Consider the following 20,851-nt stretch of genomic DNA (forward strand, 5'->3'; position numbering starts at 1 on the left):
ACAAAGAAGAGGGCCAAATCTATAATAGTTCAAGAACGATCAATTGATCAACTGCTGAAAAAAATACCTTTATTGGAAATTGTGTTTTAATAAATCAGTAAAGTTTGGGTAACGAAATAAAGATATGTGTCTTGTATGATCAGGATCCAATTTGGATAATTATAATGATACAGTTGGTCGCTATCAATATATGTGAAATGGGGTTAGAACTGTTGCGGGAACCCATAATAAATAAGGCCAAGCTTTTGCTTACTGCATTATTGTCTGTTCAAATTTTATCGGCATGCAGTCAAAGCGGCAGTACGAATAACCAAATTTCAGATGAGACCGAACATGTAGTAGTTTATCAAGACATCGCGTTAAGCAAATATAACCCTCCTATTGATGTCACATTTGTTAGAGAAACCAGTGATAGCTTGGATAATTTAATTAGCCAATTTCCGGGGCAAACCTTGGAGGATAACAGTTGGAGCAATCTCTATGAACAGGTATTGGGTATTAAAATAAAGTATGATTGGATCGCTAAGGGCGATCTCTACCGTCAGAAACTAGGCGTTGCGCTTGCTTCGGGAAATATACCTGACGTAGTCAGGGTCAACGCACAGCAGTTAAGACTGCTCAGTAACGCAGGATTGATACAAGATTTATCTAAAGTGTATGAGAAATATGCCTCTCAGCTTACAAAGAATATCCTTAGCCAAGAAGGAACCGGCCCTTTCGATACGGCAACGATCGATGGTAAGCTGATGGGAATTCCTGAAACGAATTCCTCTATTGAAGGTGCACAGTTTATATGGATCCGAACGGATTGGCTGGATCAGCTTGGTATGAAACCGCCCAAAACCATTGGTGATGTTCTTGTTATTTCGAAAGCGTTTACAGAAAAAGACCCGGACCAGAACGGCAGCAATGACACGCTAGGGCTTGCGGTTACGAAACACTTATGGGATCCAGTGATGGGATTGTCAGCATTCATGGCAGGCTATGATGCATTCCCAAATATTTGGATAAAGGATAATTCCGGGAAGCTAGTGTTTGGTGGAATTCAACCGGAAGTGAAAACCGCATTGAAAGCATTGCAAGATATGTATCGAAAGGGTCAAATCGATAGTGAATTCGGTTTAAAGGACGGCGTCAAAGTGGAAAAGCAAGTCGCTGCCGGTAAGATCGGAATGCTGTACGGGGAGCAATGGGGGTCGTTTTTGGCTCAGTCGAGCCGCGCAGATAATCCAAATTCGGAATGGCAGGCATTTCCAATCGTTTCTGTAACGGGAGAAGCGCCGAAGGTTCCGCTCAGATTCAGCACCTCTCAGTACCTTGCCGTAAGGAAAGGTTATAGCCATCCCGAAGCTATCGTTAAACTTTTTAATCTGCACCTTGAGAAAAATTGGGGGGAAACAGCGGAATATGAGACTTACTACAGCTCTCCGTTTCCTGTATGGCAGCTTTCTCCTGTAACCCCGTATCCGGCAAGGAAAAACCTTGAAGCTTTTCGTCAACTTGAAGAGGCTCGCCGCACGGGGGATACTTCCGTGTTAAAGGACGAAGCCAGATCCATACAAAAGAACATCGATAATTATTTGGCCGGAAATGTAAATAAAGAATCAGGGTGGGGCTGGGAACGGACATACGGTCCTTCAGGTGCCTTTGCGATACTAGACCAATACGAAAAGAATAACCAGCTATTGTATGAAAATTTTGTTGGAGCCCCCACGGAAACGATGATTGAGAAACAAGCCATTCTGGATAATCTTCAACACGAGACTTTTGTTAATATCATTCTCGGCAGGCCCATCGACGAATTCGATCAATTTGTTGAAGAATGGCATAAGTTGGGCGGGGAAAAGATGACAACAGAGGTAAATCAGTGGTTTGCAGGAAGAGACAGCAAGTGAAGATAAGGTGGACAACCTCTGGCTTTGTCTGCTATCAGCATAAACAATTTAATCATACTTTAAAGCGGCTACGGAGGCGTTTTCTTGCTTAAATTTCCCGCCATATCAATACGCAATACAATCTTCGTTCGGCTGGTATTTACTTATCTCATCGTGATACTCCCCATCATATTACTAGGGGTGTATCTATATAACTGGAGTTACAAAAATGCAAGCCAAGATATATCGAGAGCTACCGTTAAGCAGCTGACTTATTATTTAGAAGGTTTAAACCGTGAAATCGTGTGGATGGAGCTTCAGCAATTCGATATTTTGGAGGATAGCGAGCTGAATAGGCTCGCTGCCACTTGGGGGATGATGGACAACGCAGAAAGAAGGTCAAGTTTGAACTACTTGCTGCATCGGCTTACTTCATTTCAAAATAACAGTCCATACATTAAAGATATCTATGTGCATATCCGTACGATTAACAAAACGGTTTCGGCGGTTAATGCGATCTATGATTTTGACACTGATAGGTTCGATTATTTTCGTTCCAGTGCCGGAGGAAATGAAAATCGGCTTATTAATTGGAATAATACGCTTCATCTCAGTGCCTCTAAACAAAGCGGAAAAAAGGGAGAGGAACCTTTATTCCTTGTCGAGATCGAATTGGACACGGAGAGGCTAAGGGATTCTTTACAACAGATCAACATTTATCCGGACAGCGGCTCTTTTCTGACTTCGGTTACGACAGGGTTTACGTTAATGAGCCATGAAGAATCAAACCCTATTAACCAGGACGGAGTAGACGCAGCGAATGCATCAAGCGACAACACCTATTTATTGAATATGAACGGCAAAAAATATCATATTAACAAAACCTATTCCAAGAAACTGGGACTTACCGTCGCTACGTATTTACCTGAAGAAACGGTTAAAAGACCATTGAGCATTTTTTATAGATGGGCCTGGGTGTTCGCCATAACGTCATTTTTTGCAGTTGTTATCTTTTCCTATTCTTCTTATAAGATTATCCATAAACCGCTGCTGTCTCTCGTCCAGAGCTTTAAACGGATGGAAGGAGGTGCATTAAACATTCGAATCGAACACGAACAGAAAGATGAATTTGGCTATTTGTATACAAGATTCAACCATATGCTTACGAAATTGCAAAGCCTTATTGATCAGGATTTTAAACAAAAAATGATGATGCAAAAGGCGGAGCTAAAGCAGCTGCAATCTCAGATTAACCCGCATTTTCTGTATAACAGCTTCTTCATTCTGAACTCATTGGCCAAAACCGGGGATATTGATCGGATCGAACAATTTACCAATATGCTTGGTGAGTATTTCAGGTTTATTACACGAAACGGGGAAGACCATGTTTTATTGTCGGAAGAAACGAGACACTCCCAAATGTATACGGAAATACAAAAACTCCGATTCTCAAGACGCATTCGAGTGCAATTTGATGACTTACCAAAGGAAATGGAACAAATCAAGGTTCCAAGATTAATCATTCAGCCCATTATCGAGAACGCTTACGAGCATAGTCTCGAGAAAATGACAGAGGAAGGCTTGCTTCGCGTTTCATTCGAGATGGATTATGCCGAGGCTCGAATCATTGTAGAGGATAACGGAGACAGCATCAGTGATTCCGAGATTGAAGCGTTAAGGGAGCGGCTGGATCCTTCCGCCGAATCCTATGAAATGACGGGCGTGATCAACATTCATCGACGCCTTGTTTTAACATACGGGGAAGGCAGCGGCTTGAATCTATCAAGGAGCGAGCTGAACGGCTTGAAAGTCATCATTAAAATCAAGCTGCAGGAGGAGATTTGGGATGTATAGACTGTTAATCGTCGATGATGAAGAAATTATTACGGATGGTCTATACGAGGTGTTTAATCAACTAATGCCGGAAACGCTGGATATTTGTAAAGCCTATTCCGGCAAAGAAGCGCTAAATTGGATGTCCCGTACGAGAATCGATATCGTTCTAACCGACATTCGCATGCCAGGGATGAGCGGTTTGGAGTTAACCGAAGAAATTCAAACCTATTGGCCAAGATGCAGAATCATTTTTCTCACCGGATACAGTGAATTCGACTATGCCTATAAAGCTATTCAAATGTCAAATGTCCGGTATTTGTTGAAAACGGAAGGGTACGCGAAGGTAACCCAAACCGTGCAAGAGGTCATGCAGGAATTAAATCACGGCATTCAAATGAATGAATTATTGGAGCAGTCCCGCGAACAGAAGGATACGCTTGAATTTATGGCGCAGGGGGATTACTTTAGGCTTTTCCTGCAAGAGAGTCATGGTTTTTATGAGAATCAAGAAGTGTTAGTCCAAGATTTTGACAAATTAAATATTAGTGTAGATCCTAAAGCGCCAGTCATGCTGGCCCTTGGCCGCTTATCGTATCCCGCTGGGGCTTCCTATACCGAAAGAAGCCAAATCCTTGCTTCGTCTAGAATCATATGGAATTCCTTTATGACGGATCAGACACGCAGCATTGGAATCGTGGATAAGTACGGTGACATCGTATGGTTCATTCAGACATCGCTGCACTCCGAGGAGAAGTTCAACAATCATTTCATGCGCTATTTGGAGGGAACGCTGGAGCTGATACAAGAAGCATGTCTTGCATCCCTTGGTTTGACGATAGGCTTTACGATAAGCGGTGCTTCTTGTGAATGGGGAAACGTAACTCCGCAGTATGAGAGGCTTCGACAGCTTCAGCAGTTAAAAATCGGCGACGGCATTTCCATGATCTTGATGGACCGTTCCGATCAATACAATAGCTCTTCTATTAAAGAAGGATTTGTGCCGAGCCATAAAGCCGAGATCATGGAGGCGCATCTTGAGGCAGGCAGGGCGGCGGAATTTTTTGAGGATTTGGAAGAAATGTCGAGGTCCATGCTGCTTGCAAACGGAAAAGTCCAGCGAACGATCGAAGGGTATTATTCAATCGCGCTTGTCCTGCTCTCTTACATCAACCGAATGGGGCTGCACAGTCAAATCGAGGATAACGGAAAGCTTATGCGTCTCGATGATCATGCCTCCATGAAAGAGGGATTCCTATATCTTAAACAAATCGCGGATGCGATATTTAAATTCAAGCGCAAGGATGAACGAGACAGAGCTTCTCATGTCATTGAGCGGATATGTCAATTTATCGAGGAGCATCTAAGCGAGGACTTGTCTTTGGTTCGACTGGCGGAAATCCATTATTTTAATCCGTCATACTTATCCCGTTTTTTCAAACAGGAACGCGGAATTAATTTATCCGAGTATATCGATAAATGCAGGTTAAGGAAAGCTAAGGATCTTCTTAGAGACGGAGATTTGAAGGTGCGGGAAGTGGCGTCGTTCGTCGGTTACGAGGCAGCCCATTCTTTTACCCGTTTTTTCAAAAAAGCAACGGCATTGACACCCCAAGAATACCGCGACAGTTTATCCGTAAACGATATTCAATAAATGAATCAAATGGATAATAGGACTGGACGAGCATAAGCTCTTCCGGTCTTTTTTTAAAATATAAGAATTTATAAGTTTCACATTTATAAATAAGCTTATATTTCACCGCGAAACGAACTGTTGCCGCCAAAGGACGGCGACAGCCGTTTACGCTTGTTGGATAAGCTCAAGCGCGAACTAATAATTCAGCAACCGGTTAGAAGCTGCGTTCCGATAATTGCTTGGCGTCAGATTTGTCAGCTGCTTAAAAGATTTCATAAAATGATGACTGTCGTAATAACCCAGCTGCAATGCGATTTCCGTGATCGTCATATTGGTGTCGGTCAGCAGGAAGGAGGCCGCATCCATTTTTTGCTGTAAAATAAACCGCTTGAGCGAAACGCCAGAAATCTTCGAAAACATTTGCGAAATATACTTTGCATTGTATCCGAAGTGATCCGCAATATGCGACACCTGAAGCTGTTCAAAACGGTTCCACTTGACGTAATCCACGATATCGTTATAAAGCTGCTGCTTCTTCAGCTGCGGTTGCGTCATTTTCTTTTGACCGAAAGTTTGATTATAAAGCTCGCACATAATACTTGTCGCCAAATAATTGTTAAGCGTTTGATCCTGGTAACTTCGAATGGAGTCTTGCAGTTGTTTCATCATCACGATTAATTTATCCTTATTGCGCAGCTTACCGCTGCCAGGAATAATAATATGTCCCGGCGGACAATCGGACGATTCGACTTTACATGATAGCTCGGGCTGACCTTCTGCAATGAAATGCAGCCAATAAAAGCAACAGTCGGACTCTAGGTAACCAAACTGCTTGCTTCGGGGAGGCATAAGCAGATAATCACCTTCCCGCAGCTCATATTGCTCTTGATCATTCGCTATGTACAAAGTGTCCTTAATCGGTACGAACAGCTCGTAATCCATCAGCATTCTGCTCATATGTTTCCAATCGGGAGAAGGCGCGACGAACTTTCCTGTCATTGTGAGCTGCACTGGTTTTGCAATATTTATCGTGTAGTTGTTCATTTGTACCGTCCTTTAGCTAACCTTTTGACACCTAATTATAGGTGCTCATTTCATCATATCAATAAATAATTATTATAACAATTGTGGTTTCGTTATCGTAATAGCTGAAACTTATTCATTTTGAAATCATCCAAACATATGACTTTTTTACACTAATTCGAACCTTTCGCCATTTACCTGTATACGTGTGAAGCGATAATCTAAAGTTGGTTAGCGTGATTTTACTAGAGGGTGTTTGAAAGGGAGAGATTTATGATAAATGGGATTAAGCTTATGCTCGATAACTTGCAGGATTTCGGACTGGACCAGGTTAAACTTACCGGCGATTATCAAGCCAACGCGTTTACAAAAGAGCTTCAATATTTACAAGATTACGATCCTGACCGACTGCTGGCCGGATTTAGGGAAACCAAGGGATTGGAACCCAAAGCTGAGAAGTATCCCGGGTGGGAAAATACGGAAATTCGAGGGCATACGCTCGGGCATTATTTGACGGCATGCGCCCAGGCATACGCCCAGACCAAAGATCCGGAGATGCTGAATAGACTAACCTATATGATTTATGAATTATCGCTTTGTCAATTCGAAAGCGGATATCTCTCGGCGTTTCCTGAAACGTTGATCGACAACGTCGAAAATAGACAACCAGCGTGGGTGCCTTGGTATACGATGCATAAAACCATTGCGGGATTGATCTCGGTGTACCATGCCACTCATTCGCAAGCGGCATTCGATACGGTTACAAGGTTAGGCGATTGGGCAGCATCCCGGACCTCGCGTTGGTCTGAAGAACTGCAAGCGGTTGTACTTTCGGTTGAATATGGCGGCATGAATGACTGTCTTTATGACTTGTATAAAATTTCAGGCTGTCAGGGGCATTTAGATGCAGCTCATAAATTTGACGAGCTTCCCTTGTTTGAAGCGATCAGAGAAGGCCGGGATATACTGAAAGGGAAACATGCCAACACGACAATACCTAAATTTATCGGAGCTCTGAACCGTTACTTGGTGCTCGGGGAAAACGAGCGTTTTTACCTTGAGGCTGCAATGAAATTTTGGGACATCGTCGTCGGTCATCACAGCTATATGACCGGCGGAAATAGCGAGTCGGAGCATTTTGGAGAGCCAGATTCGCTTAACGGCAGACGCACAGATATCACCTGCGAAACTTGCAACAGCTATAACATGCTGAAATTAACCCGCGAATTATTCAAGCTCACGGGGGACAAGAAATATACAGATTTCTACGAGAGGACCTATATTAACGCGATTCTCTCGTCGCAGCATCCGGAAACAGGGATGACGATGTATTTTCAGCCTATGGCGACTGGTTATTTCAAAATTTACAGCTCGCCCTTTGAGCATTTCTGGTGCTGTACAGGTACGGGGATGGAAAGCTTTACGAAGCTTAACGACAGCATTTACTTCCATAAGGACAATCGGCTTTATGTGACGCAGTATACAAGCTCTATCCTGGACTGGCAGCAGCAACAGGTGGTTCTCACCCAGTGTTCCGGTATCCCTGATCAAGATCAAGTCACATTGAAGATTGAAACGGCAGATCAGCAAGCCAGATCGTTAGAACTTTATCTACGAATCCCTTATTGGGCAAGCGGACCGATCGAAGCAAGCATAAATGGCGAACCGATTCGTTTTGTCCGTCAGGACGATTACATGGTAATAAAGCGAAATTGGCAGCATGGCGAGAAGCTGGAATTGCGATTGCCGATGAACATCATCGTTTCTCGTCTGCCGGATAATCAGAATGTGGTCGGCTTCCAGTATGGACCCGTCGTTCTAAGCGCTGCTCTAGGAACGGAGGATTTAAGCATTGCCCAGACGGGCGTTATCGTCAATGTGCCCACCCGCAAAATGCTGATCAAAGATTTTCTGATTCCGACCGGACAGAGTCCGGAGCAATGGCTGGAAGGGATAGAGAGCCATCTTGTGAAGGATAGCAGCGAGCTGGCATTTAGATTGGTGAATACAGACGAGGACGATCGGCTTGTCTTTACCCCTCATTACAAACAGCATCAAGAGCGTTACGGCATTTACTGGAGCATTGTAGATGCGGAATCCGAGGAATTAAAACAGCATTTGAATAAAACAAGAATGGAGCAGTTAATTAAGGATGCTACGATCGACAGCGTTCAGGTTGGCAACGATCAATATGAGCTGCAGCATGCGATTTCGGGGGAAGCCACTGTCGGCGGAGCTTGGGATGGACAGAATGGTAGAATCGTATATCCTGGAGGATGGTTCAGCTATCAATTGAAAATCGTTCCAGGTGAGCAAAATCTGCTTCAGGTGACTTACTTCTCCGTTAATAATGATCGTGTCATGCATATTTATGGAAACGGCAAGCTCTTCGTTAGCGAACGTTCGTCTTCTCATTTCAAACGCGAATTTAGCACGAAGCTTTATCCGATTCCCGATGAACTCATTAACGGACAAGACTTTATCGAGTTTACGTTCAAGCCTGATAACAAAATGAACGGTATTTATGGCGTCCTTCGGACCATGAGACCGATTGATTGAAAATAATATCATAACGCAAAAATAGACATTGCAGCCGCTTAAGCCTGTTGAGAAACCTCAACAGGTTTTCTTTAATATATAAGAATTTATATGTTTTCACATATAAATGTGCTTATATATCTCCGCGAAACGACTGCTTTTGCCACAGAGGACGGCGACAGCCGTTTACGCTTGTGTTCATACCTAAAAACCTATAAATTGACAGGTTATTTATCAGAAATCGGCAGGTTGTTGCCTCTATGTGTAAGCGTTACACTTTTTACATATAGGAAGGGCAGGAGGCTGGCGGAACATGCTTGTCAAATGGAAGCCATTTCTATTGCTGGCTGCGGCTTTGGTCGTGGCAGCAGCCTTGATCTTTATTCTAATTCGTTCATTTGATTCCAATCCCAATTCGGAAAGGAACACGGGCGAAAGCAGTCATGAAGCAGCGGGAAGCGAAACGCCAGCCGTGTTAAAGGCTTATTTGAAAGAAGACGCTGTAGTGCTTAGCAGCGAAAAGGGAATTGTTTATGATTTTCAACTATTAATAGATGAATTTCCGGATGATAGGGAAGTTCATCGAATTAACGCAACCGCTCGTATACCAACAGCATTCGAGGTCGTTAGCATTGTTCCGAATTCAACTAATCTAAAGGCAACGAATGTGGAGTTTAATTCGGTAAACGGCCGGTTGGAGCTTCATATCCATAACACGGATGATTCCGCTATTTCATTTGCGAATTCGGACACAAGCAGAGAATTGGCGACCATCAGATTAAAACTTAATCGGGAGTTGACAGTAGTCATGAATGAAGAAATTAAAGTGAATAGCATGGAGATCGGTTACTCCGACAACAAAACGGACTCGTATGACGTTAGCGGTGCCGTTTCCAAAGTGAGCTTCGCTCCGCTTGCCGGGGCGATCGGGAAGCTTCCTCGGAACGGAAACCCGGTTGTCTCCCATAAATTCGGCGCGGATCCGTATGCATTGGTATTCAAGGATCGCGTGTACCTGTACAATACGAACGACGTGCTGGAATATGACGGGGATGGCAACGTTAAAGACAATAGTTACGGCAACATTAACAAGCTGTCGGTCATTTCCTCCGATGACTTGGTGAACTGGACGGATCACGGCGAGATCAACGCGGCAGGCCCGGAAGGCGCGGCAAAATGGGCGACGCAATCATGGGCGCCTGCAGCCGCCCACAAAGTCATTAACGGACAAGATAAGTTTTTCTTATACTTTGCCAATAATGCCAGCGGCATCGGTGTATTATCAAGCGACAGTCCAATCGGACCGTGGGTGGACCCGATCGGTAAGCCTCTCATTTCGAGATCCATGTCAGCCGCGGCGGATGTGACCTGGCTCTTCGATCCTGCCGTGCTGGTAGACGACGATGGCAAAGCCTATATCTACTTCGGCGGGGGCGTTCCGGAAGGGAAAGATGAAATGCCGAATACCGCGCGCGTCATGCAGCTCAGCGAAGATATGATTGGCGTTGTCGGCGAAGCGGCTTCAATACCAGCACCCTTTATGTTCGAGGATGCCGGAATCAATAAATACAACGGCGTTTATTACTACACCTATTGTTCGAATTTCTACAATGGCGCCCGTCCGGAAGGAAGCCCGCCGGCTGGTGAGATTGCCTATATGACGAGCGACAATCCAATGGGACCATGGACGTATCACGGAACGATATTAAAGAATCCGGGACATTTCTTCGGGGTTGGCGGCAATAACCATCATGTTATTTTCCAATTCCATGACGCTTGGTACATTGCCTATCATGCGCAGACCTTATCCAAAGCAATGGGTGTTCCAAAGGGCTATCGTTCGACTCATCTGAACAAGGTTCTCTTTAGCGAAGACGGTTCCATTGGGGAAATCGCCGCAGATATGAAAGGCGTAGAGCAAATCAAGGATTTCAATCCGTTTGTCCGCGTTGAAGCGGAGACGATTGCGTGGAGCGCAGGGATCAACACGCAGCCGCTCTTGACGGATGATAAGGAGCAAACGTCCGTTAAGCTGGCTGTCTCCGATATTGGCAACGGGGATTGGACGGCGGTTTCAAAAGTAAACTTCGGCAGCGGGGCAACCTCGTTTATGGCATGGGTTGCGAGCGCGGAGGATGGCGGCAGCATAGAGCTGCGCTTGGATGATCCGGAAGGCAAGCTGGTTGGAACGCTTGCCGTGCCTTCGACGGAAGGATGGAATCAATGGGTCGAAGTGAAAACGAAAGTCTTGGGTGCCGAGGGTATTCACGATCTATATTTCGTGTTTAATGGAAAGCCGGGTACGGAGTTATTTAAAATTGGCGCCTGGCAGTTTAGTAAATAAGCTGACTGAACCAATAGCGAGCGTGGAAGGCGCCAGTCGGATGATCCGACTGACGCTGCCATCTATCGAGGGGAAGATGACTATAAAAGCAGCAAGTGGTACATGTGTATGACGCTTGTTGTGGACGACGAACAATGATGCCAGGAAGAACGCCCCGAAAGGGGCGTTTTTATGGAATAAATAATTTGAAGGTGAGGTGTTTTTTATGATTATGAATGGCTGGAAACGAAAAATTTCACTTCTGTTAGTCTACGTTCTCGCGCTGACATCCGCGACGCTAAGCGCGCCGATGAAAACAAATGCGGAGGCAATCTCGCTCTCCTTCGGATTCGAAGACGGAACAACGCAAGGATGGTACGCGCGCGGGGATACGTTGTCAGTATCCGGGGATGAGGCGTACAGCGGCAGTCACTCGCTCTTGTCCACAGGCCGCACTGCCAATTGGAATGGGCCAGGGTATAACCTGGTGTCCTTGCTGAAGCCGGACACTGAATACCAATTGGAGGCCTACGTGAAGCTTAAGGACGGCGAGGGCGACACAACCGCCAGTATGTCGATGCAGAGTGTGTCCGGGGGCGAGACGAATTACGACTCGATCGTTTACAAGACGCCGGTTACGTCCGGCTCGTGGACGAAGCTGTCCGCGCCTTATACGTTTACTGGCGACGTCTCGGAGCTGTCGGTTTATTTTGAGCTGCCGGATTCGCTCGGCTCGTTTTACGTGGACGAAATTACAATTACGGAAACGGGCAGCGGACTGCCGGAACCGACCGCGACTGATTTTGAAGACGGCACGGTTCAGGGCTGGTTTGGACGCGGGGGCTCAGAGGTGTTGACGGCAACGGCCGCTGCAGCGCATTCTGGCTCCTATAGCCTTCAGGTAGAGGGAAGAACGGAGGGCTGGAACGGTCCGATGCTCGACATGACGCCGATCATGGCAGCCGGCAAAACGTATGCGTTTACAGCCTGGCTGCGCTTGCCCGAAGGTACGCAGAATGCCCCTGTTTCGATGATGATCCAGCGAACGACAGGTGGTATCAACTATTACGAGCGCGTCGGCGCCTTAACCGTAAGCGCCGGCGGCTGGCTCAAGCTGTCGGGTGAATACAAGCTTGCTGCCGCGTCCGAGAACGTGGCCGTCTACTTCGAATCGTTCGACCACCCGACACTGGGCTTTTACATGGACGATTTCACGATGGCGCAAATTCCGGACCCGGAGCCGATCGAAATCCAGACTGATATCCCATCGCTTAAGGATGTTTTCGCCGAGGACTTCATGCTCGGTTCAGCGTTCCTGGTTTCTGAAATCGCAGAGCCGGACGGACCGCACGCACAGCTGCTTAAGAAGCATTTTAACAGCCTGACAGGCGGCAACGAGCTGAAATGGGACGCGACCGAGCCGCAGGATGGACAGTTCGACTTTACGCGTGCGGACCAGTCCGTTAATTTCGCCATCGATAACGACATTGCCTTCCGCGGACATACTCTCGTCTGGCACAGCCAGACGCCGGACTGGGTGTTCTACGATGACGAAGGGAAACTTGCAAGCAAGGAACTGCTCTTGCAGCGGATGAAGCGGCATATCGATACGTTGGTCGGCCGTTACAAGGGCGAAATTTACGCTTGGGATGTCGTAAACGAGGTTATTGAACCCGCAGATCCCAATGGTATGCGGAACAGTCTATGGTATCAAATCGCAGGCGAGGAATTTATTGAGAAAGCATTCGAATACGCACATGCTGCAGATCCGGACGCCAAGCTGTTCATTAACGATTACAATACGCATCAACCGGAAAAACGGCAATATTTGCATGACTTAATCAAGCGTCTGAAGGACAAAGGCATTCCTGTGGACGGCGTCGGCCACCAAATGCATATCGATATTCAAAACCCGTCGGCGCAGGAAATCGACGCAACGATCAATGCGTTCACCGATCTTGGCATTGAGCAGCAGATTACCGAGCTCGACATGAGCAGCTATACGAACGGCACGGATTCGTGGGAGTCGTTCCCTGTTGACCTGCAGATCAAGCAGGCTAATCGCTATAAGGACATTTTCGACGTGTTTAAGAAATATAAGGACGAAATAACTGCCGTGATCTTCTGGGGCAAGGATGACGGGAACACTTGGCTAAGCACATTCCCGACCGTTCGCCGTAACTGGCCGCTGCCGTTCGATGAGCGGCTGCAGGCAAAATATGCGTATTGGGGACTTGTCGATCCGAGCAAGCTGCCCGTCGAAATCAAGTATGCGACGGCAACCGCCGGAAGCGCGATAGTTGATGGTCAATCGGAAGAAGCATGGAACCGGGCGCCGGCGGTGTCCATTCTCAAGGCCGGGGAAACTGCGGGTGCTTTCAAGGCGCTTTGGGATGAGAGTCGTCTATACGTTACCGTAGACGTATTCGACAAGACGGTGAACGACAACGATGTGGTGGAGATTTATATCGACGGCAATAACGGCAAAACGGCCTTATACGAAGCTGATGACATAAAATACACGTTTGGGCGCAGCGGAGCAACTCCGCAAAATACGGGGGATTACAAAGCCATTAACACCGCTGACGGATACCGGATCGAAGCTTGGATACCAATGGACGGCGCTGTGCTCGGCCGAGAAATCGGATTCGATGCCCGAATCATTGACCAATCCGGGGAGGTCTTGACGGTAACGTCGTGGAACGACACGACGGACTCGCAGGATTCCGATACATCGGGGTTCGGCGTGCTTGAGTTCGGCGAAGGCCCTCTCTATACGGCGGCGGTAATGGGAACGCCTGTCATCGATGGCATCATCGACGCGCTTTGGGACGATGCGAATGAAATCGCAACCGACCGCTGGGTAATCGGGTCAAGCGGTTCGACCGCGAAGGTCCGGACGCTTTGGGATGAAGGCCGTTTGTACGTATTGGCCGAAGTAACCGACTCACTGCTCTCGAAGCAGAGCGCCAATGCGCATGAGCAGGATTCGATTGAAATTTTCGTCGACCAGAACAATGCCGCGACCGGTTATTTCGAATTGGATGACGGGCAGTACCGGATCAACTTCGACAATGAACAGTCCGTCAATCCGGCTTCAAAGAGCGGAAATCTAGACTCTGCTGCAAAGCGGACGGCGGACGGCTACATCGTTGAAGCGTCGATCGCATTGGATAAGATAGATCCTGCGCTCGGCAAACTAATAGGTTTCGACTTTCAAGTCAACAATGATCAGGATGGCGATGGCATAAGAGACAGCGTTGCCATCTGGAACGACCTGACAGGTTTGTCCTGGCAGAGCACATCCCGATACGGCGTACTTAAGTTCGCCGAAGCGGGAGACGGCACCGAACAACCAACGCCAACAACGCCAACTACTCCAGCAATGCCAGAAACTGCAGCCCAGACCTTTACAGATGCTGCTTTCGCCGCTGCATTACGCAATGCGCAGGGGAGTAAGCTTGTTCTTGAAGCGAAGGATACGGTGGGCGATAAGGTAACTGTTACCTTATCTTGGAGTCAGATTCAACAAGCCGCAGCTGCCGGAATCAAAACCGTCGAAGTGAAGACGGCATGGGCGGCCGTTCAACTTCCGATCTCCATCATTACCGGCGCAGGCAGTCCTCAGCAGGCTTCACTATCAGTGAATAAGATAGATCCTGAAGGGTTATCTGAGGAAGCTCGTGAGAAGGTTGGAGATAACACGGTATTTGACTTTACTCTCACTGTGGGCGGCCAACAAATTAGTCACTTTGGCGATAACCAAACCGTTCGGGTATCGTATCCGTACACCTTGAAAGCCGGCGAAAAACCGGGTCAGGTTGTCGTATATTATATTGCGGAGGACGGAAAGCTGGAAGTAGTCAAAAATGGACGTTACATTCCGGGCACAGGAAAAATAGAGTTTAAAGCCAAGCACTTCAGTAAGTATGCTGCGTCAGCCGTGAAATCTTCCTTCACTGACCTGTTCAAGGCAGCATGGGCAGCTGATGCAATCGAAGCGATAGCGGCTCGTGGGATTGTGAAAGGGGTTTCCGCTGTTTCCTTCGCACCGAACGATGCCGTCACTAGAGAGCAGTTCATCCACATGCTGGTTCAAACCTTAGGTCTGGAAACGGCGAGCGCAGGCCATTCCTTCAATGACGTGGCAAGCGGCGCTTATTATGAGCAGTCCGTATCCATTGCTGCGAAGCTGGAAATTGTGAAAGGTAAACCAAATGGCGCTTTTGATGTAGGTGCAAGCATTAGTCGCCAAGATATGGCGGTGATGACTTACCGTGCATTGCGAGCAGCCGGTCTGGCCTTGGAGAAGACCCAAGCTGCAGCTGCATTCGCTGACAGCGCGAAGATCTCCGCTTATGCAGGTGCCGGAATTTCCGAGATGCAGCAAGCCGGTCTTATCAAGGGCAAGCCGAATAACAACTTTGATCCGGCAGGCACGGCTACCCGCGCTGAAGCGGCAACGCTTCTGTTTCATTTGTTAGAAATGCAATAATAACAAGACAAACTTGGACGCATGGCATTGAAAACCGAAAACCACCGATATACTTGAAGAACTGCGCCAGCACGGCGCAGTTCTTTTTATTTGCCGGGCGGTAAGCGTCCATTTGGCCAAACGGGCAATTGTGCTCACGAGCTGAGCTCCCAAAGGACGGCGTCTGCAGTTTTTCGCTCATTAAACCTATTATTTGTAAGGTGAATAAACAAGAAACAAACGGGTATTGTTCGCTAAATGAAAGCGCTAAAATGATGAGTGTTAGTATCGGATCGGCTTTAAATCCATGGTGGCATGACTTTACTGCAACAACAATTAAATGAACTGGAGGGGGATCGCGATGTCTACGAAGGTAGAGAGAATGATAGAAGCAAGCGGCGAAACGATCCTGAAGGCAACCGGCATTAAACGAGTCTTTGGCAGAGGCAATACCGCCGTCACCGCGCTGGCGGACATTCATCTGACCATTCCGGCCGGGTCTATGGTGGCACTCAAAGGCCGGTCGGGTTCCGGCAAGACGACCCTGCTGAATATTCTCAGCACGCTTGATGAGCCGACGGAGGGCCAAGTGTTCCTTCGGGGACGGGAGATTAGCGGACTTTCCGGCGCGCAGCGCAGCGCGCTGCGGCGTAAGGAGATTGGCCTGGTGTTCCAGTCGTTCGGCCTGATTCCGTTAATGTCTGCTTACGAGAACGTGGAGTTCGGGCTGCGTATTGCGGGTACCCCGGTCAATGGCAACCGCGAGGCCGCTGAGCGTGCGCTGGAGCGCGTCGGCATGCGGGAGAGGATGAAGCACCGGCCGACGGAGCTGTCCGGCGGCGAACAGCAGCGCGTGGCGATCGCCCGTGCGATCGCACACGAGCCTTCGCTGCTGATCGCGGACGAGCCTACCGCGGAGCTGGACAGCAAGATGGGACTGCAGGTCATCCGCGTATTCCGTGATCTTGTGAATAGGTCAGGCATGACGATCGTTCTGACGACGCACGACCCGGGCATTATGGAGCTTGCCGATTACGTTATCGCATTGGAGGATGGAAAAATTGTATCGCAAACAACTCATGAAACACCCGTTGTTTAGTCTGATTCCCCGCGCCAAGCTCGTGGCCGTAATGCTCGCAGCAACGCTGGCGCTTACGGGCTGCTCGCTGCTCCCCATGGAGGAGGCGTCGCTTCAGCCACCGCTTGTCCAGCCGGCCGAGGAAGAATTAGACATCGTGGACGCAGCCAAAGGAAACATTCAGACGTTTCTCAAAGGAACGGCGAATTTCGTGTCCTCCAGCATGGATACGCTATCTTTCAAGGAATCCGGAGGGCGGTTGAAATCCATCAACGTGGCGGTCGGCCAAGAAGTGAAAGCCGGCGACCTGATCGCCCAGCTGGAGACGGGCGACCTGGACCTTCAGATCCGCCTGCAGAGGCTTAGTGTGGAGCGCGCCCGTCTGCAGTATGAACAGGCTCGGGCTTCCGGCGCGAACGCAACCGATCTGCGCCTGCGGGAGATCGATTTGGAACGGGAATCGCTGATGCAGGATTCCATGGAGAAGCGACTCGACCAATCGCAGCTGTACGCGCCGATTGCAGGGATCGTAACCTTCGCCGAATCACTGAATGCAGGCGACTTTATCAACGCTTACCAATCCATCGTAACCATCGCGGATCCGTCCAAAATGCAGCTGACGTATGCAGCGGCAAATTCGAAGGACCTGCTTCCGGTAGAAGCGGGCATGCCCGTCAGCCTGAAGTATAAGGGCAAGGACTATCAAGGGAAAGTGCTGCAATCTCCTTCTAACGTGCCCCTCGGCGCTGACGATGCGAAGGCCGAACGCAATTCGGTGACCATCATTATCGGCATGAACGATAAGCCCGAAGGGGTACAGATTGGCCATAGCGCGGAGCTCAATATCGAGCTGCAGAAGCGCGAGAACGTCATCTTGCTTCCGCGATCAGCGATCCGCTCCTATATGGGCCGCAGCTACGTGCAGGTCGCGGAGGGCGATCGGCGCAAGGAGGTCGACGTTGAGGTGGGATTAACGACACCGACCGAAGTGGAGATCGTCCGCGGGCTGGAGGAAGGCGAGAAGGTCATCCTGAACAATTAAACGCAGGGCGTAAACGGCTGATGCCGTATTTTGAAGGCTCAGTCTACGTTTCAAGGTGAATTCTAAGCGCAAATAAAATTGGAACTTTATTAATTCTTAGAATCGAACAATAATGCCCGGACTGACCGGGCGCAAGAATGGGGTATACGTATGGCCTTATGGACGATGATTCTCCGCAAAATGGCAAATAACAAATGGCTGCAGCTGAATCTGTGGTTTGGCCTTACCGTATGCGTGGCCCTGTTCAGCTCTATGCCGCTTTATTCCGAAGCCATCCTGCAGCAGACATTGTTGAAAGAACTCCAGCAGGTGCAGAGTCAAAGCGCCGTTTACCCGGGCTTCGTCCGGGTTAGTACGACCGTTTCTTCATCAACAATGGATAAAGAGACTTCTGAGGCGCTTGAACGGGCTGACCGTTTCGTTCAGACGATCCCGGACAGGGCGGGACTTGCGGCGATGTCGTTCTACCAGCAGCGGTTCACGCAAAAAATGAAGGTATACGGTGCCGACGCCTCGGATCAAGAGAAGCAGTCGCAGAAAACAGCAGGCAGCTTTAAATCCCTGTCCGGTATGGAGAAGCGCTTGCGGCTGATAGACGGACGGATGCCGGTTGACCGAACGGACGGCGTTTTCGAAGCGCTTGTCACCCAGAAGTTTCTGTTCGCGACGAAGCGCGGTCTCGGAGAAGAGCTGGTGGCGGAATCGCCGGAAGGGGACCGGAGCCGCTTTCGCGTCATTCCGGTCGGCATCATCGAGACGGATCCTGCCGGCGACCCCTATTTGCCGTATTTGACGACGGAGGCCGAAGACGGGTTTATTATCCCGTTCGAGCAGTTCGAGCGCGAATTTACGAAAGGCGGCAAGGCGAGGTTAACCGACTTGGAATGGCGCTTCGCCCTGAATTATGAACAGCTGAATGTCGACAATATCGACCAATTTATCGCAGCCAACACGGATATCCGTCGCTATTTCCGGGGACGGATCGGGGTTGAAGAGATTAATATCCCGGCAATTGAGACGGTCGGATCTTATCGGGGGAAACAAGCGAAGCTCGACGTAATGATGCTGTCCCTTTACTCCCCCGTCATGCTGATGCTGGCCTTCTATTTGTATATGGCTGCCAATCTCATCATCGAACGGCAAAAGACGGAAATTTCCGTTCTCCGCAGCCGTGGAGCCAGCCGATTGCAGATCATGATGGCCTACGCGCTGGAGAGTCTGTTCCTCGGGCTGAGCGCACTGGCCGTGGGACCTTTCCTCGGCGTTTCGTTTACGAAGCTGCTGGGCGCCTCGAGCGGTTTCCTGGAGTTCGTCCAGCGACCGGCGCTTGAAGTCAGCATGACCAGCACCGCCTATAAGATCGCGGCGATTGCTGTGGGCGTGGCGATTGTGCTTATTCTGATTCCGGCTTTCCTGGCGACAAGGACAAGCATCGTGGGTCACAAGCAGCAAATGGCACGCCTGACCAGGATGTCGTTCTGGCATAAGACCGGTCTCGATGTCATACTCGTCAGTCTGGCGGTCTATCTGCTGTTCAATTTCAACAAACGGCAGGAGGATTTGAAGCGGCTGGCACTTGATGCAGGCGCCATGCAGCTTGATCCGCTGCTGTTCCTAATGCCTGCACTATTTGCGCTCGGAGGCGGTCTGCTGGTGCTGCGCGTGTACCCGTGGTTTATCCGTCTCATCTACTGGGCAGGCCGCAGATGGTGGTCGCCGGCGCTATATAATACGCTGATTCAAATCAGCCGATCGTCCGGGCAGTATTTGACCATCAAGGTGTTTCTGATCATGACGGTGGCGACCGGCCTCTTCAGCGCGAATGCGGCCCGGACGATCAACGACAATATGGAGAGCAAGATCCAGTACGCCGTCGGCGCCGACATGGCGTTGACCATGCGGTGGAAGAGCGACGCGCCTCCTCCGCTGTCATCAGGCTCTTCGCAGCAGCCGCAAACCGAAACAGGCATCGCGGAAACGAGACGGATCCAGTATACCGAGCCGCCGTTCCAGCCAATTCAGAAACTGGAGGGGGTAGAAGCGGTTGCTAGAGTGTTCAAGAAGGAAGCGGTCAGGTTCAGCGCAGGCAGCAGCGGCACGACCGGAAAGACCGTGCTATTCGGCATCGATACGTTGGATTTCGGCAAGACGGCCTGGATGAAGAACGGGCTGCTTGAATACCCCATCAACAGCTATCTGAATCTGATAGCGCCGAATCCGAAGGCGGTACTGATCTCAAGGTCGCTCGCCGATGCGGCAGCAATCAAGCCAGGCGATCCGATCCGTGTCTCCTGGGATGGACTCGACCAGGCACAGTTCACTGTTTACGGAATTATCGACTACTGGCCGGGCTGGAATCCGCTTCCGACAAGCGGAGACGCGAAAGACGGGCAGGCAGCAGAATCTCATCTGATCGTCGGACATCTGGGCACGATCCAGAACCGGCTTGCGGTCGAGCCCTATGAGGTATGGCTCAAGCTGAATGACGGCGTATCCAGCCAGGTGATCTATGACCAACTGGCTGAGAAAAAAGTGCCGGTTGCCGGCCTTCGCGATGCGATACAGGAGCTGATCTTGTCAAAGAACGATCCTTTCCGGCTGGCCATCAACGGTGTTATGACGCTGGGCTTCGTGATCTCCATGCTAATCAGCTTCTTCGGCTTCTTGCTGTTCTGGGTGCTGACCCTATCGGGAAGGACGCTCCAATACGGGGTGCTGAGGGCCATGGGCATTCCATTCCGGCAGATTATTGGCATGCTAGTCAGCGAACAGTTGTTCACCTCGGGAGCGGCTGTCATCATCGGCGTGTTTATCGGCAACTTGATCAGCGAAATGTTTGTTCCCCTGTTCGAAATGTCTTTCTCGACCGCCGAGCAGGTGCCTCCGTTCGAGATCACATATCAGCTCAGCGATTATGTGCAGCTTTACAGCATTGTCGGGGTTATGCTAACGATCGGCCTGCTGATTCTCGGCTACCGCCTGTCGAGGACCCGGATTGCCCAAGCGCTGAAGCTGGGAGAGGAGTAACCT

The 20,851-nt window shown here is 49.1% G+C and carries 11 protein-coding genes; 9 read left to right on the forward strand and 2 right to left on the reverse strand.

The window, feature by feature from the left end; all coding sequences use genetic code 11:
• The first annotated feature begins 212 nt into the window (after window positions 1–212).
• The 3 genes from RCO25_RS14190 (at window position 213) to RCO25_RS14200 (ending at window position 5,361) form a co-directional block, all read left to right on the forward strand.
• A complete protein-coding gene (locus RCO25_RS14190; RefSeq protein ID WP_308996802.1) occupies window positions 213–1,895 on the forward strand; it encodes an extracellular solute-binding protein in 1,683 nt (560 codons plus the stop codon).
• 84 nt (window positions 1,896–1,979) lie between these two features.
• Complete coding sequence (locus RCO25_RS14195) at window positions 1,980–3,728, forward strand: sensor histidine kinase (protein WP_308996803.1); 1,749 nt, start codon at window positions 1,980–1,982, stop codon at window positions 3,726–3,728.
• Complete coding sequence (locus RCO25_RS14200) at window positions 3,721–5,361, forward strand: response regulator (protein WP_308996804.1); 1,641 nt, start codon at window positions 3,721–3,723, stop codon at window positions 5,359–5,361. The genes RCO25_RS14195 and RCO25_RS14200 overlap by 8 nt, the downstream gene beginning before the upstream one ends.
• Window positions 5,362–5,538: 177 nt before the next feature.
• Here the strand turns inward: RCO25_RS14200 and RCO25_RS14205 are convergent, their stop codons facing one another.
• On the reverse strand, window positions 5,539–6,387 hold the full coding sequence (locus tag RCO25_RS14205) for an AraC family transcriptional regulator (protein WP_308996805.1): 849 nt from the start codon (window positions 6,385–6,387) through the stop codon (window positions 5,539–5,541).
• Window positions 6,388–6,639: 252 nt separating this feature from the next.
• On the opposite strand from RCO25_RS14205, the gene RCO25_RS14210 reads away from it, so the two are divergent.
• The 3 genes from RCO25_RS14210 to RCO25_RS14220 all read left to right on the forward strand — a co-directional run bounded on the left by RCO25_RS14210 (window position 6,640) and on the right by RCO25_RS14220 (window position 15,722).
• Window positions 6,640–8,925, forward strand: coding sequence for a glycoside hydrolase family 127 protein (locus RCO25_RS14210; RefSeq protein WP_308996806.1), 2,286 nt, complete (start codon window positions 6,640–6,642; stop codon window positions 8,923–8,925).
• A gap of 292 nt (window positions 8,926–9,217) precedes the next feature.
• Window positions 9,218–11,248 carry a glycoside hydrolase family 43 protein gene (locus RCO25_RS14215; protein ID WP_308996807.1) on the forward strand — a complete coding sequence of 677 codons (2,031 nt, stop codon included), beginning with the start codon at window positions 9,218–9,220 and terminating at the stop codon, window positions 11,246–11,248.
• Between the two features lie 205 nt (window positions 11,249–11,453).
• Window positions 11,454–15,722: an endo-1,4-beta-xylanase gene (locus RCO25_RS14220; protein WP_308996808.1), complete on the forward strand. Its 4,269-nt coding sequence runs from the start codon at window positions 11,454–11,456 to the stop codon at window positions 15,720–15,722.
• Here RCO25_RS14220 and RCO25_RS14225 read toward each other — a convergent pair.
• Window positions 15,670–16,182 carry a hypothetical protein gene (locus RCO25_RS14225; RefSeq protein WP_308996857.1) on the reverse strand — a complete coding sequence of 171 codons (513 nt, stop codon included), beginning with the start codon at window positions 16,180–16,182 and terminating at the stop codon, window positions 15,670–15,672. The two genes, RCO25_RS14220 and RCO25_RS14225, sit on opposite strands and share 53 nt — an antisense overlap.
• On the opposite strand from RCO25_RS14225, the gene RCO25_RS14230 reads away from it, so the two are divergent.
• The 3 genes from RCO25_RS14230 to RCO25_RS14240 all read left to right on the forward strand — a co-directional run bounded on the left by RCO25_RS14230 (window position 16,084) and on the right by RCO25_RS14240 (window position 20,848).
• Complete coding sequence (locus tag RCO25_RS14230; protein WP_308996854.1) at window positions 16,084–16,800, forward strand: ABC transporter ATP-binding protein; 717 nt, start codon at window positions 16,084–16,086, stop codon at window positions 16,798–16,800. The genes RCO25_RS14225 and RCO25_RS14230 overlap by 99 nt on opposite strands.
• Window positions 16,727–17,821: an efflux RND transporter periplasmic adaptor subunit gene (locus RCO25_RS14235; protein ID WP_308996809.1), complete on the forward strand. Its 1,095-nt coding sequence runs from the start codon at window positions 16,727–16,729 to the stop codon at window positions 17,819–17,821. The genes RCO25_RS14230 and RCO25_RS14235 overlap by 74 nt, the downstream gene beginning before the upstream one ends.
• A 150-nt stretch (window positions 17,822–17,971) precedes the next feature.
• Complete coding sequence (locus RCO25_RS14240; RefSeq protein ID WP_308996810.1) at window positions 17,972–20,848, forward strand: ABC transporter permease; 2,877 nt, start codon at window positions 17,972–17,974, stop codon at window positions 20,846–20,848.
• Window positions 20,849–20,851 lie beyond the last annotated feature (3 nt).

This window comes from Paenibacillus sp. LHD-38, assembly GCF_031157315.1.
GTDB lineage: Bacteria > Bacillota > Bacilli > Paenibacillales > Paenibacillaceae > Pristimantibacillus.